The 14,253-nt window shown below is 65.6% G+C and carries 18 protein-coding genes; 7 read left to right on the forward strand and 11 right to left on the reverse strand.

Annotation, left to right across the window (positions count from 1 at the left end):
- Window positions 1–73: 73 nt before the first annotated feature.
- A complete protein-coding gene (locus tag SARO_RS14340; protein WP_011446467.1) occupies window positions 74–370 on the forward strand; it encodes a hypothetical protein in 297 nt (98 codons plus the stop codon).
- 677 nt (window positions 371–1,047) lie between these two features.
- On the opposite strand, the gene SARO_RS14350 is transcribed toward SARO_RS14340, so the two are convergent.
- From SARO_RS14350 to rpsU, 7 genes are all read right to left on the reverse strand, one after another.
- Window positions 1,048–1,581, reverse strand: a complete 534-nt coding sequence (locus SARO_RS14350; protein WP_143004920.1) for a hypothetical protein — start codon at window positions 1,579–1,581, stop codon at window positions 1,048–1,050.
- A 15-nt stretch (window positions 1,582–1,596) separates the two neighbouring features.
- The gene (locus SARO_RS14355) at window positions 1,597–2,040 is read right to left on the reverse strand and encodes a hypothetical protein (RefSeq protein ID WP_011446470.1); all 444 of its coding nucleotides are present in this window, start codon (window positions 2,038–2,040) and stop codon (window positions 1,597–1,599) included.
- Between the two features lie 79 nt (window positions 2,041–2,119).
- Window positions 2,120–3,613, reverse strand: coding sequence for an Asp-tRNA(Asn)/Glu-tRNA(Gln) amidotransferase subunit GatB (gatB, locus tag SARO_RS14360; protein WP_011446471.1), 1,494 nt, complete (start codon window positions 3,611–3,613; stop codon window positions 2,120–2,122).
- A 1-nt stretch (window position 3,614) separates the two neighbouring features.
- A complete protein-coding gene (gene gatA / locus SARO_RS14365; RefSeq protein ID WP_011446472.1) occupies window positions 3,615–5,099 on the reverse strand; it encodes an Asp-tRNA(Asn)/Glu-tRNA(Gln) amidotransferase subunit GatA in 1,485 nt (494 codons plus the stop codon).
- The gene (gatC, locus tag SARO_RS14370) at window positions 5,099–5,401 is read right to left on the reverse strand and encodes an Asp-tRNA(Asn)/Glu-tRNA(Gln) amidotransferase subunit GatC (protein ID WP_011446473.1); all 303 of its coding nucleotides are present in this window, start codon (window positions 5,399–5,401) and stop codon (window positions 5,099–5,101) included. The genes gatA and gatC overlap by 1 nt, the downstream gene beginning before the upstream one ends.
- Before the next feature lie 111 nt (window positions 5,402–5,512).
- Window positions 5,513–6,076: an FKBP-type peptidyl-prolyl cis-trans isomerase gene (locus tag SARO_RS14375; RefSeq protein WP_011446474.1), complete on the reverse strand. Its 564-nt coding sequence runs from the start codon at window positions 6,074–6,076 to the stop codon at window positions 5,513–5,515.
- 173 nt (window positions 6,077–6,249) lie between these two features.
- On the reverse strand, window positions 6,250–6,456 hold the full coding sequence (gene rpsU / locus SARO_RS14380; RefSeq protein ID WP_011446475.1) for a 30S ribosomal protein S21: 207 nt from the start codon (window positions 6,454–6,456) through the stop codon (window positions 6,250–6,252).
- Window positions 6,457–6,642: 186 nt separating this feature from the next.
- Between rpsU and crcB the strand changes: the two genes are divergently transcribed.
- The 6 genes from crcB to SARO_RS14410 are packed head-to-tail and all read left to right on the forward strand — an operon-like array spanning window position 6,643 to window position 10,574.
- On the forward strand, window positions 6,643–7,041 hold the full coding sequence (gene crcB / locus SARO_RS14385; protein ID WP_011446476.1) for a fluoride efflux transporter CrcB: 399 nt from the start codon (window positions 6,643–6,645) through the stop codon (window positions 7,039–7,041).
- Window positions 7,038–8,348 (forward strand): RluA family pseudouridine synthase, encoded by a 1,311-nt coding sequence (locus SARO_RS14390; RefSeq protein ID WP_011446477.1) that lies wholly within the window; start codon window positions 7,038–7,040, stop codon window positions 8,346–8,348. Before crcB ends, SARO_RS14390 begins: the two co-directional genes overlap by 4 nt.
- Complete coding sequence (locus SARO_RS14395) at window positions 8,348–8,950, forward strand: FMN-binding negative transcriptional regulator (RefSeq protein WP_011446478.1); 603 nt, start codon at window positions 8,348–8,350, stop codon at window positions 8,948–8,950. Before SARO_RS14390 ends, SARO_RS14395 begins: the two co-directional genes overlap by 1 nt.
- Window positions 8,951–8,960: 10 nt before the next feature.
- Window positions 8,961–9,617, forward strand: a complete 657-nt coding sequence (locus tag SARO_RS14400; RefSeq protein WP_011446479.1) for an HAD-IA family hydrolase — start codon at window positions 8,961–8,963, stop codon at window positions 9,615–9,617.
- Window positions 9,614–9,880, forward strand: a complete 267-nt coding sequence (locus tag SARO_RS14405) for a hypothetical protein (protein ID WP_011446480.1) — start codon at window positions 9,614–9,616, stop codon at window positions 9,878–9,880. The genes SARO_RS14400 and SARO_RS14405 overlap by 4 nt, the downstream gene beginning before the upstream one ends.
- 1 nt (window position 9,881) lies before the next feature.
- Entirely contained in the window at window positions 9,882–10,574 is a 693-nt protein-coding gene (locus tag SARO_RS14410) for an ATP12 family chaperone protein (RefSeq protein ID WP_011446481.1), read from the forward strand.
- A gap of 12 nt (window positions 10,575–10,586) precedes the next feature.
- On the opposite strand, the gene SARO_RS14415 is transcribed toward SARO_RS14410, so the two are convergent.
- From SARO_RS14415 to SARO_RS14430, 4 genes are read right to left on the reverse strand one after another with little or no spacing between them, the layout of a single operon-like run.
- Window positions 10,587–11,159 carry an ABC-type transport auxiliary lipoprotein family protein gene (locus SARO_RS14415; RefSeq protein ID WP_011446482.1) on the reverse strand — a complete coding sequence of 191 codons (573 nt, stop codon included), beginning with the start codon at window positions 11,157–11,159 and terminating at the stop codon, window positions 10,587–10,589.
- Window positions 11,160–11,173: 14 nt separating this feature from the next.
- A complete protein-coding gene (locus SARO_RS14420; protein WP_011446483.1) occupies window positions 11,174–12,133 on the reverse strand; it encodes an MlaD family protein in 960 nt (319 codons plus the stop codon).
- A gap of 10 nt (window positions 12,134–12,143) precedes the next feature.
- A complete protein-coding gene (locus SARO_RS14425) occupies window positions 12,144–13,046 on the reverse strand; it encodes an ABC transporter ATP-binding protein (RefSeq protein ID WP_011446484.1) in 903 nt (300 codons plus the stop codon).
- On the reverse strand, window positions 13,046–14,164 hold the full coding sequence (locus tag SARO_RS14430; RefSeq protein WP_011446485.1) for an ABC transporter permease: 1,119 nt from the start codon (window positions 14,162–14,164) through the stop codon (window positions 13,046–13,048). Before SARO_RS14430 ends, SARO_RS14425 begins: the two co-directional genes overlap by 1 nt.
- Window positions 14,165–14,253: the final 89 nt, after the last annotated feature.

The following is a 14,253-nucleotide window of genomic DNA, read 5'->3' on the forward strand; positions in this document are numbered from 1 at the left end:
AAGCGGCGCACCGCCTTGCTATTGACACGTTTGTAGATAAACTCGCGCCAACGACCACAAAGGGAGAGCATCCATGTCCGTTGCCGGCACCTACACCTGCGTGACCAAGACCCCGATGGGCGACCAGACCAGCACGTTCACCGTCAACGTCGACGGCGACACCTTCACCGGCAGCAACAGCGGCCAGATGGGCTCGATGGAAGTCGAGAACGGCAAGGTCGACGGCAATACCCTGACCTGGCAGATGAAGATGACCGTGCCGATGCCGATGACGCTGGAGTGCAAGGCGACGGTCGAGGGCGACACGCTGTCCGGCACAGTGACTGCCGGCATGTTCGGCACCTTCCCGATGAACGGGACGCGGGGGTGAGCGAAAGGCAGGGTACGGGGCAAATGCCCCGCACCCGCCCGACTTATTGAACCAAGGCTGACTTCGCTGCTCGTTCCAGAACGTTCTCTAGTGCCAAGCGCAAAATCATCGGGCCGGTGACCCGATCTTTCGATTTTGGCCTAAGCTCCACCTTCTCGACGTTGAGAGACCGCCCCCCGCTGGCCAGCCTCCACGTAAATGTAAAATCGGCGTCACCACTCAGCGATTTGGTGTCCCCCATTCCGAACATTCCCCACGACTTTGCGCAAAGCTTTACGTTGGCGGAATGGAGGTGAAGTTCAATCAAAGGCGCTGCCCCGTCACCTAACGACGGGAGACCGCGACTAGCCCTGTCATCCAACGTCTGCCTGACAAGAAGCGCGAACTCTCGATCATCGCGGACCAGATCGGTGCCACGCAACGCCCCTCTCGGCATGCACAACTGTCCCGCTCTGAGCGGACCGATGCTCTGACTCAAAGGGAAATCCACCGCGAAGCGAACAGGTGATGCGTGAACTTCGGATGAGGCCAAAGTTACCGCCCCAAACAGGATGAGAAATCGCGGGGGGATTAAATGGTCCATTAGCCCCTCCTTCCAAGGTGAAGAAGGGGCTAAATCAACTTAACAACTTGGTGCAGTCGAGCGTATCTTGTACCAAATTGGCAGAATATGATCTTCAGTTCGTCGCAGTGGCAGTGGTCGATGCGGACGCCGGCGCAGGCGTTTGCGCAGCCGATCTGATGAAAACCGCCTGATCGATCTTTTCAAAGGTGTCGCGATAGACCGACGGATCGAGAATGGGCTCCTCGTCCTCATTGGAACCGTAAGTGTTCGCAGATGCCTTCACCATTACAAAATTCAAACGAATCTTGGTCATGGCCGGACCGTACTGCTCAATATAAGCTGATACGACAGGCGTCTTCTTCGAGCGGCCAAAGCCGACAAAAGGCAACCACGTGGTCTTCGATGCAGTCGAAGCAGTCGCTGTGATCAGGCCTGTGTCCTTATCAGCCGAGTTGATTCGGTATCCTGAATCTTGCAATACGGACATTACCGAGGAAAACGTAATTTCCTTGGTTGCTTCGACTTCATGGCTCTGCATCTCCTGGACCTGCAGAGCCGAGAGAGTCTCTTTCTTTGCGATTGCCGGTGCTGCCACCGCGAGCGACGAAAGAGAAACGGCAAACACAGCCGCGCGAATAAACCTCACAGGCACCCCCCAAGTTTAGAAAGAGCTACTACGGCTCCGGAAGTCAGAAACAACCCTGTTCTTGTCGAACTTAATGATCAGGGTCATCGAGCGTGATGTTTGCTCGGATTTTGACTTCTTCTTGCCAAAGCCAAGACCGGCTCCGCCGCCAACCGACCCTCCACCAGCGCCAAGCAGCATCCCGATGGAAAATCCCGAAGAACTGTCGGTGGAGACGGTGGCTTGGCGATCGTAGACCCACATTTCCTGACCGGTGCCATCAATGGAAGTGATGTTCGGGCCACCGAACGTCTCAAGAATTTCCGCTTGGGTCGTCACGCCAACCCGAACGGTCATCTGCACCATGCCGTGCGTGAGGGTATTCGGGGATTCAACAGCGCCACTCTGGGCCTTTGCGAAGGCAACCGAATATCCAGGAAACGCCGACGCCAACAGCGCTGCAGCCAGTATTTTACGCACTAGAGCCCCCTCTATATTGGGCGACTATTATATCAAACAGTCGCCCCTTTACAATTGCAGGCTACCCGCGCCTCGGCAATTACCCCAGCTTCTTGCGCAGCAGTTCGTTGACCACGCCGGGGTTGGCCTTGCCCTGCATGGCCTTCATCGTCTGGCCAACGAAGAAGCCGAACAGGGCTTCCTTGCCTGCCTTGTACTGCCCGACCTTGTCGGCGTTGGCGGCGAGGATGCCGTCGATGGCGGCTTCGATCGCGCCGGTGTCGGAGGTCTGCTTGAGGCCTTCGCGCTCGACGATGGCGGCGGCGCCGTCGCCGGTCTCGAGCATCTTTTCCAGCACCTGCTTGGCGATGGAACCCGAAATCGTGCCGTCGGCGATCAGGGCGAGGAGTTCCGCGCCCGCCGCCGGGGTGACCGGCGAGGTTTCAAGGCTCGCGCCAAGCTTGTTGAGCGCACCGAAGAGTTCGGAGATCAGCCAGTTGGCCGCCTGCTTGGCAACCTCGGCTTCCGGCTTCTTCGCCTTCGCGGCGGTCTCGGCGAGCAGCGCCTCGAACCAGCGCGCGGTCTCGACGTCAGCCGTCAGCACGCCCGCGTTGTAGGCCGAAAGACCGAGCGCGGTCTCGTAGCGATGGCGCTTGGCATCGGGCAACTCGGGCAAGCTTGCGCGGCATTCCTCGAGGAAGGCGTCGTCGAGTTCGAGCGGCAGGAGGTCGGGATCGGGGAAGTAGCGATAATCGTGCGCATCTTCCTTCGAGCGCATCGAGCGGGTCTCGTTGCGGTCGGGATCGTAGAGCCGCGTTTCCTGCACCACCGTGCCGCCGTCCTCGATCAAGGCAACCTGGCGCTTGGCCTCCTGTTCGACAACGGCCATCACGAAGCGGACCGAGTTGACGTTCTTGGTCTCGGTGCGGGTGCCGAAAGGCTCCCCCGGGCGGCGGACCGAAACGTTGACGTCGGCGCGCATCGAGCCCTGGTCCATGTTGCCGTCGCAACTGCCGACATAGCGCAGGATCGTGCGCAGCTTCGACAGGTAGGCCCCCGCCTCTGCCGGCGAGCGCATGTCCGGACGGCTGACGATTTCCATAAGCGCCACGCCCGAGCGGTTGAGGTCGACGTAGGACATCGTCGGGTGCTGGTCGTGCATCAGCTTGCCGGCGTCCTGCTCGACGTGGATGCGCTCGATCCCGATGGTCTTGAGGCTTTCCGGGTTCTTGTCGTCGAGCTGGACCTCGATGCTGCCCTCGCCCACGATGGGGTGGTAGAGCTGGCTGATCTGGTAGCCCTGCGGAAGATCGGCGTAGAAGTAGTTCTTGCGATCGAAGCGCGACCACTTGTTGATCTGCGCGTTGATCGCCATGCCGGTGCGCACCGCCTGGCGGATGCATTCGCGGTTGGGCACCGGAAGCATCCCCGGCATCGCCGCGTCGACAAGGCTGACCTGCGTGTTCGGCTCGGCGCCGAACGCGGTGGCCGCGCCCGAGAACAGCTTGGCGTTGGAAGTGACCTGCGCATGGACTTCGAGGCCGATCACGACCTCCCATTCGCCGGTTGCGCCCTGGATACGATATTCGCTCATCTTACCACCACTTTGCCGGACGGGCGGAGAACCGGGCGCGCTGTTCGAGGGCGAGGCCCGCGTTGAGGACGCCCTGTTCGTCGAAGGCGCGGCCGATGACCTGGAGGCCGAGGGGGAGGCCGTTGCGGTCGAGCCCAGCCGGGACCGACATCGCCGGGAGGCCGGCCAGGCTGGCCGGGACCGAGAACACGTCGTTCAGGTACATCTCCAGCGGATCGGCGCTCTTCTCGCCCAGCGCGAAGGCCGAGGACGGCGCGGTCGGCGCGAGGATCACGTCGACTTCGCGGAAGGCATTGGTGAAGTCGTGGCTGATCAGCGTGCGGACCTTCTGCGCCTGGGTGTAGTAGGCGTCGTAGAAACCGGCCGAGAGCACGTAGGTGCCGATCAGGATGCGGCGCTTCACCTCGGGGCCGAACCCGGCGGCGCGGGTGGCGGCGTACATGTCCTGGAGGCCCGCGCCTTCCGGAAGGTCGCGCAGGCCGTAACGCACGCCATCGTAGCGGGCGAGGTTCGAGGACGCCTCTGCCGGGGCGATGATGTAGTAGGTGGGCAGCGCGTACTTCGTGTGGGGCAGGCTGATCTCGACGATCTCGGCGCCCGCATCCTTGAGCCATGCGATGCCGTCTTCCCACGACCTGGCAACGTCGGGGTCCATGCCGTCGAGCCGGTATTCGCGAGGGATGCCGACCTTCTTGCCGCGCATGTCGGGATCGAGGTTCGCGGTCCATTCCGGGACGGGCATGTCGAGGCTGGTGGAATCCTTGGGATCGAAACCGGCCATGGCTTCGAGCATGATCGCGCAATCGGCGACGTCGCGGGCCATCGGGCCGGCCTGGTCGAGGCTGGACGCGAAGGCGACGATGCCCCAGCGCGAGCAACGCCCGTAAGTCGGCTTGATGCCAGAGATGCCGGTGAACGCGGCGGGCTGGCGGATCGAACCGCCGGTGTCGGTGCCGGTGGCGGCAGGCGCGATGCGTGCGGCGACCGCCGAGGACGACCCGCCCGAAGATCCGCCGGGCGCGAGCGGCGCGGTGTCGCCCGGACGGCGCCACGGCGAGATCACGTTGCCGAAAGCGCTGGTCTCGTTCGAGGAGCCCATCGCGAACTGGTCGAGGTTGAGCTTGCCGAGCATGCCCGCGCCGGCATCCCACAGCTTCTGCGAAACGGTCGATTCGTACTCGGGCATGAAGCCTTCGAGGATCTTCGAGGCGGCGGTGGTCTGGGTGCCGCGCGTCGCGAAGAGGTCCTTCATGCCGATCGGCACGCCCGCCATCTTGCCCAGCGGCCTTCCGGCGGTGCGGTCGGCATCGACCTTCCCGGCGGCTTCCAACGCCTCTTCCGGTGTGGTGACGATAAAGGCGTTGAGCGCGGGCTGCGCCGCCTCGACCGCCGCGTTGAACGCGGTGGCGACTTCGGTCGCGGTGAAATCGCCCCGCGCCACGCCATCGCGGATGGCGGCAATGCCGAGATCAGTAAGATTGGTCATTATTCGATCACCTTGGGCACGCCGAAGAAGCCGTGTTCGGGGGCGGGCGCGTTGGCCAGGACGGCATCGCGCATGTCGCCGCCGGTCAGCGGGTCGGCGTTGACCACGTCGTCGCGCAGGCGCTGCTTGTTGGGGATGACGGCGGTCATCGGCTCGATCCCGGTCACGTCGACTTCGCCGAGCTGCTCGACCCAGGCGAGGATGCCGTTGAGTTCGGGGACCATCGCGCCAAGCTCGGCCTCGGAAACCTTGATGCGGGCCAGCGAGGCGATCTTCGCCACGGTGGCGGTATCTACGGACATGGGCGAATACTCTCCCAGGAGAAGCGAAAGCGGGAAAAAGGAACGCCGCGCGCTACCAGAGCGCGCGGCGTGCTTCAAGCCGAGGCCGCCCCGAAGGGCGCCCGGCGCCTGTCAGGGTTGCGGAGCGCCCTGCGGCATCGGCATGGGCGCCCCGCCGGGAGCCGCGCCGGCGCCGCCCTGCATCTTCTGCATCTGTTCGAGCATCATGCGCTGCTGCTCAAGCTCGGCGGCGCTCTTGAAGTCGATCAGTTCGATCTCGAACACGAGGTCGGAGTTGGCGGGGATGACCACCTCTCCGGTCTGCGGGTTGCGCTTTTCCTCGGCGCCGTAGGCCTTTTCGGCCGGGATCTCGAGGACGTACTTGCCGCCCTTCTGCATCTTGGCGAGGCCTTCGGTGAAACCCGGGATCACGGTTTCGAGCGGCAGGACCGCACGCTCTCCGCGGTCGAATTCCTTGCCGTTGGCGAGGCGGCCGACATAGTTGATGAGCGCGACGTCGCTCTTCGTCGGCGAGGCGCCAGCGCCGGCCTTCACCGTTTCAACCACGACGCCCTTGTAGCGGGTGCCATAGGCAACGCCCGAGCCGATGAGCACGGCGACGATCACGCCGAGCCAGATCTTGCCGATGGAGCCCTTGGCGATGGGCTGGAGCGGAACGCGGGTGATTTCCGACATGCTTTCCCCCTGAAGCGCGATTCGGGCGAATCGCACCGGATGATTCGAATGGCCTGAACGTACTCAACTAGGACACCGACGCACGAAAAAGGGCGCCGGAGTTCGGCGCCCTCTTGGCCCAAGCGGGCGCTGTCGGCAAGTAGCCAGATGGAGCGTTGCCGCTCCGCCCGGGCTTACTTCGCGCCGTCACGCTCCTGGCGCTTGCGCTCGAGCTTGCGGGCGCGGCGCACGGCGGCAGCCTTTTCGCGAGCGCGCTTTTCCGAGGGCTTCTCGAAGTGACGACGCAGCTTCATTTCACGATACACGCCTTCACGCTGCAGCTTCTTCTTGAGAGCACGAAGAGCCTGGTCGACGTTGTTATCGCGAACGAGAATCTGCATAAACCGCTACACCTCAATCTGTCGGCGAGAGCCCGCAGAAAGCGCGGGAGTCACCCTGATTCTGGAAATACTAAACGTGCCGAATCCGTGCAGGACCGGCCCGAACGGGTGCGCCACTAGCCAAATCGGGCGGCAAAGGCAAGCAAACTCGTGCATTTCATGGGGCAACCGTCTAAGGGCCTGCCCATGAACTCTCCCAATTCCCTGACGGCAACCGCCTTCGTCGCCATCGGCGGCGGCATCGGCGCGGTGCTGCGCTTTCATGCCGGACGCCTCGCCACCGCGATCGCCGGACCCAATGCCGTGTTTCCATGGGGCACTTTCGCGATCAACGTCGTCGGCAGCCTGCTGATGGGCGTGCTTGCCGGATGGCTGGCCCGCAGCGGTGGAGGCGAATCCCTGCGGCTGATGCTGGGCGTCGGCGTGCTCGGCGGCTTCACCACCTTCTCCGCGTTCAGCCTGGAAACGGCGCTGCTGGTCCAGCGCGGGACGATCGGCCTTGCGGCGCTCTATGCGGCCGGATCGGTCGTCGCGGGCGTGACCGGACTGTTCCTGGGCCTTTCGATCATGCGAGGTGTGGCATGAGCCGGGCCAAGATGCCGGACGATCAGGTCCGCCAGTTCACCATCGGCAAGGACGATGCGGGGGCCCGCCTCGACCGCTGGTTCAAGCGCCACCTGCCGCAGGTCGGCTTTGCCACGGTATCGCGCTGGGCGCGGACCGGGCAGATCCGGATCGACGGCAAGCGGGCCGATGTCGACACCCGGCTCGAGGCCGGCCAGATCCTGCGCGTACCGCCAGGCAACGCGACCCCCGTCGGCACCCCCGGCAAGGGCGAGCGCGCGCGCAAGCCGCTGACCGAGGAACAGATCCAGCTCGCCGAATCGATGGTGCTGGAAAAGGACCGCGCCGCCATCGTGCTCAACAAGCCGCCGGGCCTTGCGACGCAAGGCGGCAGTGGCACGCACGAGCACGTCGACGGCCTGCTCGACGCCTATGTCAACGAGGGCGAAGCGCGCCCACGGCTGGTGCACCGGCTCGACAAGGACACCTCTGGCGTCCTGCTCATCGCGCGCACGCCGGGCAGCGCGGCATTCTTTTCCAAGCGCTTCTCCTGCCGGTCGGCGCGCAAGATCTACTGGGCGCTGGTCGTCGGCGTGCCCGACGTCAAGGACGGCCTGATCGAACTGCCGCTGGCCAAGCAGCCGGGCACCGGCGGCGAGAAGATGATGGTCGACGAAAGCGGCCAGGGCCAGTCTGCCCGCAGCCGCTACCGGGTAATCAGCCGCGCGGGCAATGCCGCCGCGTGGGTCGAGCTACAGCCGCTGACCGGGCGCACCCACCAGCTTCGCGTGCACATGGCTGCCATCGGGCACCCGATCGTGGGCGACGGCAAGTATGGCGGGCAGGCGGCGTTCCTGACCGGATCGATCAGCCGCAAGATGCACCTCCACGCCCGGCGCCTCAGGATCGAGCATCCCGAAGGCGACATGATCGACGTGACCGCGCCGCTGCCCGCGCACTTCGCGGCGAGCATGGCGAGCCTCGGCTTCCACGAGGAAGAAGGCGACCTGCCGCTCGAGCCGGTCAAGCTGGTCGACGAGAAGACCGAGCAGAAGCGCGCGGCCAAGGCGCATGCCAAGGAGTACCGCAAGGAACGCCGGGGCGAGCGTCGCAAGCGCGTCGACGGCGGCACCTCGCGCAAGCCGACGGGCAAGCGGGCCTCTCCCAAGGCCGGGGCCAAGCCTGCTGCCGGAAAGCCTGCTGCTGCGAAGTCCGGCGCGAAGCCGGGGGCGAAGAAGCCGGCAGCCAGGACGACGGCCGGGGGCAAGCCCGCGCGCGCCGCCGCGCCGCGCAAGCCCGCTGGTCCGCCCAAGGCCAAGGGGGGCTGATGCATCCCAATCCCGCGTTTCGCCATGAAGACCGGGCGCTGCTGGAAGCGCTGATTGCCGAGATCGGGTTCGGCATGGTCTTCGCGGCGACCGCAGACGGCCCCCGGGTGGCGCATGTGCCGCTGCACTACACCGGCGACGGCGCGGTGCAATTCCACCTTGCCCGGGGCAACGCGCTGGTGCGCCATATCGATGGCGCGACCGCGCTGGTCGTGATCAACGGGCCGGACGGCTATGTCAGCCCGCGCTGGTACGCCGACGCGGCGCAGGTGCCGACGTGGAACTACGTCGCGCTCGAACTCGAAGGCCGCGTGCGGCGCATGGACCAGGACGGGCTGGAGGCGCTGCTGGAAACCCTTTCGGCAACGAACGAGGCGCGGATCGTCGAGGGCGAGCCCTGGACAATGGACAAGACCCCGCCCGACACGCTGCGCAAGCTGATGGGCGCCATCGTCGGCTTCGAACTGGAAATCATGGCCTGGCGCCCCACCTTCAAGCTTTCGCAGAACAAGGGCGCGGACGAGCGCGCCCGCGTCGCGGCGGGGCTCGAGGCCGAAGGTTCGCCGGCGATTGCCGAACTGATGCGGAGGCTGGTGCCGTGAGGACCCTGCGATGAGACTGGCGATTTTCGATTGCGACGGCACGCTGGTCGACAGCCAGGCCGACATCTGCGCGGCGATGGACGCGGCGTTTGCCGCAGCCGGGCTTGTCCCGCCCGAACGCCACGCGACGCGACGGGTGGTCGGGCTTTCGCTGCACGAGGCAATGCGCCAGCTTCACCCCGCAGGCGCGCATGAGGACCATGCCAGCCTGACCGAGCTGTACAAGGATGCCTTCCGCGCGCGCAGGGCGGCGGGCGCCGTGGCCGAGCCGCTCTATGAAGGCATCGCTGGACTGGTAGAGCAACTGGCGGCCGAGGGCTGGCAGCTTGCCGTGGCGACGGGCAAGTCGGACCGGGGACTGGCGCATTGTCTTGCGACGCATGGCCTGACCCGCCACTTCGTGTCGTTGCAGACGGCCGACCGGCATCCTTCGAAACCCGACCCTTCGATGATCGAACAATGCATCGCGGACGCGGGCGCGGACCGGCATCGCACGGCGATGATCGGCGACACCGTCTACGACATCGTCATGGCCCGCAACGCAGGGGTGCGCGGCATCGGGGTCGACTGGGGCTACCACGAGACCGAAGAACTGTTCGAGGCGGGCGCCGAAGCGGTGGCGACGAGCATTGCCGAACTGCGCGCGCTGCTGGGAGCCATCAAATGAGCGATCCGGCTCAGGATTCGGCCCGGGATCAGGCCCAGGATCAGGCCCAGGATCAGGCAATGCGGCGATTCTTCCTGCTGCAGGCGGTGCGCGCTTCGGGCGCGGTGCTGGTGCTGCTGGGCGTGCTGGTGCAGACAGGCAGGGCTCCGGCCTTGCTGGAAGGCTTGCCTCCGGTGGCCGGCATCGTCATGGCGGCGGCGGGCCTGTTGGACTTCTTTTTCCTGCCGCGCGCACTGGCCCGGCGGTGGCGGACTCCGGATTGAGATGAAGCGTTTCTACAAGCAGGTGACGGTCGAGGCAGCGGAAGGCGGCTTCGCGGTGAAACTCGACGGGCGGGCGATCCGCACCGTCGGCAAGCGGACGCAGGTCGTGCCCACCCATGCGCTGGCCGAAGCGATGGCGGCGGAGTGGGCCGGACAGGGCGAGGAGATCGACCCGCAGGCGTTCCTTTTCCGCGACATGGCCGACTATGCGATCGACGTGGTCGCGCAAGACCCGGCCAGCGTCATCGGCGAATTGCTGCCTTATGCCGAAACCGACACCCTGTGTTACCGCGCGGAGCCCGACGAGGCCTTCGCCGCCCGCCAGCGGCTGATGTGGGAGCCGCTTCTGGCTGACGCGGAAACGCGGCTGGGCGTGCGCTTCGTGCGCGTATCGGGCATCATGCACAAGCCGCAGCCGCCCGAGACTCTGGCCCGGCTCAAGGTCGAACTGGAAGGGCTGGGCGCGTTCCAGCTTGCGGCGCTGCGCAATACGGCAAGCCTCGCCGCATCGCTTGTGCTGGGCCTTGCCACCCTGCGCCCTGATGCCGACATCGACGCGCTGTGGGATGCGGCCAATCTCGAGGAAGACTGGCAGGCCGAGCTTTGGGGCAAGGACGCCGAAGCGATGGAGCGCCGCGAAAAGCGCGCCGCAGCCTTTGCTGCGGCAGCGCGGTTTGCGGCGCTGGCAAGATAGAGACCCGCCCCGTCAGGCCACCCAGTCGGCGACCTGGCTGGCGACCGCATTGGCCGCTTCGTTGAGCGCGGGACCGACGTATTTCGCCTCGGCATCGGTGACCGGGACCGTGCTTTCGAAGCGGCGGGTTTCAACGCGGCCGGCGGTTTCGCGAATGGCGTCGTAGCGGACCACGGCCATGCGCGTGCGCGCATCGTAGCCCATGTCGAGCAGGCGGCCCGAAAGCTGGGTGCCGCTGGCGCCGGGATCGTTCTCGATCACGAGCCGGTTGCCCCGCGCACGGATGGTTTCGGCAAGCAGGCGCTGGAACAGGCGCGAGGGGCGTTCGACCCACATCGTCTTCTTCAGGTAGGCAACGTTGGCATCGTCGATCTGCACCGGCACGCGGGTGACGGCAAGGCGCTGTTCCGCGGTCGGCTCGAGTACGACAAGCGCGGTGCCGTAAGTGCCGCTGGTGCCGGTACCCGCCGCCGCCGTCCTGGTCGCGGTGAGCGAGAGCAGCGTGTCGGGCACCTTGGGGCCGAGGCTGACGCAGCCAGACAGTGCGGCGGCGAAAGTGGCGGCGATAAGGGCTTTGCGGATCATCTCTTGTCGCCTCCTCAGTTCTTGTAGTCGGGCAGCTTGGGACCGCCGACGAAGCCGCCGACGCCCTGGTCGTTGAGGCGGTCGGTCACTTCGCGCAGGGACCGCGTGGTCGCCTGGAGATCGCGGATCGCGGCTTCGGCGGCGGGCAGCGTGCGTTCGTTGAGCTGGCGCGCGGCGGGACGCGCTTCGGAAAGCGTGCCCTGAAGCTCGTCGGCGGCGCCCTGCGCCGACTTGAGCGTCTTGCGCAGTTGCTGGGCAAGGCCGTTGCCTTCGTCGTTGAGCATGGAATCGGCCGAATTGGTCAGCTTCTCGAAGCTCGCCAGCGTGTAGTTCGCCTGCCGCAGCGTCGCCTGGAGTTCTGCCAGCGTACGCTTCACGTCGGGCGAGGCATCGGCGAGGTTGCCGGTGAGGCGGTCGGTGTTCGAAAGGATGTTCTCGATCGACTTCTGGTTCTTGTCGGACAGCACCATCGTCAGACGCTCGGTCAGCGTGGCAAGGCGTTCCAGCAGGAGCGGCGCATTCGAGAGTATCTCGCCAAGGCCGGAGCGCTTGGTCGGGATAACGGGGACGCCTTCCGGGCAGGCGGCGCGCCGGTTTTCATCGGGACAGTCGATCGGCGGCGCGCCCTTGACCGCGCCGGAAAGCTGGATCGTCGAGACGCCGGTGAAGCTGCCCTGAAGGCTGGCCGTGGTGCCCTGGAGGATCGGCACCTTCTTGTCGACCGCGATGCGCACGCGCACGAATTCGGGGTCGCGCTCCCACAGTTCGATATCCTTCACCTGACCGGAGGGCACGCCCGAGAACGAGACCTCGGAACCCTTGGCCAGGCCATCGACCGACTGCTTGAAGAAGATGTCGTATTCATGGAGATCGCCCTGGTTGATGCGGGCGATCCACACGGTCAGCAGGGCCGTGCCAGCCAGAAGCAGCAGGGTGACGAGACCGACCCAGATGTGGTTTGCGCGCGTTTCCATCGGCCTGTCCTTATGCCCCTTGCTGTGCCGGATCGTCTTCAGGGTCCTGCCCGGCGGCAGCCTGCGCCGCCTCGTGGCGGGCCTGCGCATCCTGCGCCGCCCGACCGCGGGGGCCGTTGAAGTATTCCTGTATCCACGGATGGTCGAGCGCCAGCAGTTCGGGAATGGTACCCACCGCGATCACGCGCTTGTCCGCGATCACCGCCACCCGGTCGCAGATCTCGTAAAGCGTATCGAGATCGTGCGTGATCAGGAACACGGTGAGATCTAGCGTCTGCTGGAGCTTGAGAATGAGCTGGTCGAAGGCCGCCGCGCCGATGGGATCGAGACCGGCTGTCGGCTCGTCGAGAAAGAGCAGTTCCGGGTCGAGCGCGAGGGCGCGGGCAAGGCCGGCGCGCTTGCGCATGCCGCCCGAAAGCTCGGCAGGGTACTTGCTCGTCGCCTCTGCGGGCAGGCCCGAGAGCAGGACCTTGTAGCGCGCGATCTCGTGGCGCAGCTCGTCGCTGATCTCGGGGTAGAATTCGCGCAAGGGGACTTCGACGTTTTCGGCCACGGTCAGCGTCGAGAACAGCGCGCCGCCCTGGAAGAGGACGCCCCAGCGGCTGCGGATGTCGATATCCTCGTCGTCGCGCGCGTCGGTGATCGAGCTGCCGAGCACTTCGACTTCGCCCGCGTCGGGAATCTGCAGGCCGATGATCGTGCGCATCAGCACCGACTTGCCGGTGCCCGAACCGCCGACCACGCCGAGGATCTCGCCGCGACGGACGTCGAGATCCAGGTTTTCGTGGATGACGTGGTCGCCAAAGGCGTTGCGCACGCCGCGCACGCGGATCGGGAACTTGCCGTCGAACGCCTCGGGCAGTTCGGGCAGCTCTTCGGGCGAGTGCGTGGGAGCGACGGGTGCCTGCGCCATCAGCCCCAGCCGATCTCGGTGAAGAACACGGCGAAGAAGGCGTCGAGCACGATCACCATGAAGATCGCCATGACGACCGCCGCCGTGGTGCGCGTGCCGACTTCCTCGGCATTGGTCTTGACCTGCATGCCCTGATAGCACCCCGCGACAGCCACGATCAGGCCGAAGACCGGAGCCTTGGTGATGCCGACCCACACGTCGTGCAGAGGTACGACTTCCTGGATCCGCGCAAGGAAGGTGAAGAAGGGAATGCCTAGGGTAAGGCTGGACAGGAACGCGCCGCCGATGATGCCGATGAAGGCCGAGTAGAACCCGAGCAACGGCATCATCACCATCGTGGCGAGAATGCGCGGCACGACCAGCGCTTCCATCGGCGAAACGCCGATCGTGCGCATGGCATCGACTTCTTCGGTCAGCTTCATCGTGCCGAGCTGCGCGGCAAAGGCCGAGCCCGAGCGGCCCGCGACCATGATCGCGGTCATCAGCACGCCGAGTTCGCGCAATGTCAGGCGACCGACGAGATTGACGGTGTAGATTTCGGCCCCGAACTGGCGAAGCTGCACCGCGCCCTGCTGGGCGATGACGATGCCGACGAGGAAGCTCATCAGTCCGATGATCGCCAGTGCGTTGACGCCGACCAGCTCCATCTGGTGGACCAGCGCCTTCATCCGGAAGCGCGAGGGATGGCGGACCAGCGTGCCGATGGCGAGGATCACCTGGCCCAGGAAGCCCAGCACCTGCACCGCGCCAAGGCCCAGGCCGATCATCGCATCGCCGACCTTTTCGGGCACGCGCTGAAATAGCGGGAGGCGCGGCGGTTCGATCGAGTGGGCGTTGGAATCGGCCTTGCTGATCGCGTCGACCAGCTTCTGCGCCTCTTCGCTGCACGCGACGATCTCGGCCCCGGTGTCGCGCGACAGGCGCCAGACCGTCCACGCGCCGACGGTGTCCATCGCGGTGACCGCCGACAGGTCTATCCGCGCGACGGGATCGGTGATGTGGCGCAGCCGCTGGTCGGTCAGGCCGAGCGAGGACACGGTCATGGGCCCGCTGAACGCGAGAGTCGCCCCTGCCCCCTGCCCGGCAGGCGTCAGCTCAAATTCGGTCAATGCCCGCATCTTGCCCGCTTCATGGGGGAAATCTGGCGAGGCGACAAGTGCATGACACGCGCCGTAACGGTGGAACGGCCCTTGCGGTTCCCCCGAGG

The organism is Novosphingobium aromaticivorans DSM 12444 (genome assembly GCF_000013325.1).
GTDB lineage: Bacteria > Pseudomonadota > Alphaproteobacteria > Sphingomonadales > Sphingomonadaceae > Novosphingobium > Novosphingobium aromaticivorans.

What these genes read in the sequence shown, in the direction of transcription:
- gatB (WP_011446471.1), bottom strand. Translation starts at nt 3,613, where the DNA reads ATGAGCGAATATCGTATCCAGGGCGCAACCGGCGAATGGGAGGTCGTG.
- SARO_RS14430 (WP_011446485.1), bottom strand. Translation starts at nt 14,164, where the DNA reads ATGCGGGCATTGACCGAATTTGAGCTGACGCCTGCCGGGCAGGGGGCA.
- SARO_RS14400 (WP_011446479.1), top strand. Translation starts at nt 8,961, where the DNA reads ATGAGACTGGCGATTTTCGATTGCGACGGCACGCTGGTCGACAGCCAG.
- SARO_RS14340 (WP_011446467.1), top strand. Translation starts at nt 74, where the DNA reads ATGTCCGTTGCCGGCACCTACACCTGCGTGACCAAGACCCCGATGGGC.
- SARO_RS14390 (WP_011446477.1), top strand. Translation starts at nt 7,038, where the DNA reads ATGAGCCGGGCCAAGATGCCGGACGATCAGGTCCGCCAGTTCACCATC.
- gatC (WP_011446473.1), bottom strand. Translation starts at nt 5,401, where the DNA reads ATGTCCGTAGATACCGCCACCGTGGCGAAGATCGCCTCGCTGGCCCGC.
- crcB (WP_011446476.1), top strand. Translation starts at nt 6,643, where the DNA reads ATGAACTCTCCCAATTCCCTGACGGCAACCGCCTTCGTCGCCATCGGC.
- SARO_RS14420 (WP_011446483.1), bottom strand. Translation starts at nt 12,133, where the DNA reads ATGGAAACGCGCGCAAACCACATCTGGGTCGGTCTCGTCACCCTGCTG.
- SARO_RS14425 (WP_011446484.1), bottom strand. Translation starts at nt 13,046, where the DNA reads ATGGCGCAGGCACCCGTCGCTCCCACGCACTCGCCCGAAGAGCTGCCC.
- SARO_RS14410 (WP_011446481.1), top strand. Translation starts at nt 9,882, where the DNA reads ATGAAGCGTTTCTACAAGCAGGTGACGGTCGAGGCAGCGGAAGGCGGC.
- SARO_RS14395 (WP_011446478.1), top strand. Translation starts at nt 8,348, where the DNA reads ATGCATCCCAATCCCGCGTTTCGCCATGAAGACCGGGCGCTGCTGGAA.
- SARO_RS14375 (WP_011446474.1), bottom strand. Translation starts at nt 6,076, where the DNA reads ATGTCGGAAATCACCCGCGTTCCGCTCCAGCCCATCGCCAAGGGCTCC.
- gatA (WP_011446472.1), bottom strand. Translation starts at nt 5,099, where the DNA reads ATGACCAATCTTACTGATCTCGGCATTGCCGCCATCCGCGATGGCGTG.
- rpsU (WP_011446475.1), bottom strand. Translation starts at nt 6,456, where the DNA reads ATGCAGATTCTCGTTCGCGATAACAACGTCGACCAGGCTCTTCGTGCT.
- SARO_RS14415 (WP_011446482.1), bottom strand. Translation starts at nt 11,159, where the DNA reads ATGATCCGCAAAGCCCTTATCGCCGCCACTTTCGCCGCCGCACTGTCT.
- SARO_RS14405 (WP_011446480.1), top strand. Translation starts at nt 9,614, where the DNA reads ATGAGCGATCCGGCTCAGGATTCGGCCCGGGATCAGGCCCAGGATCAG.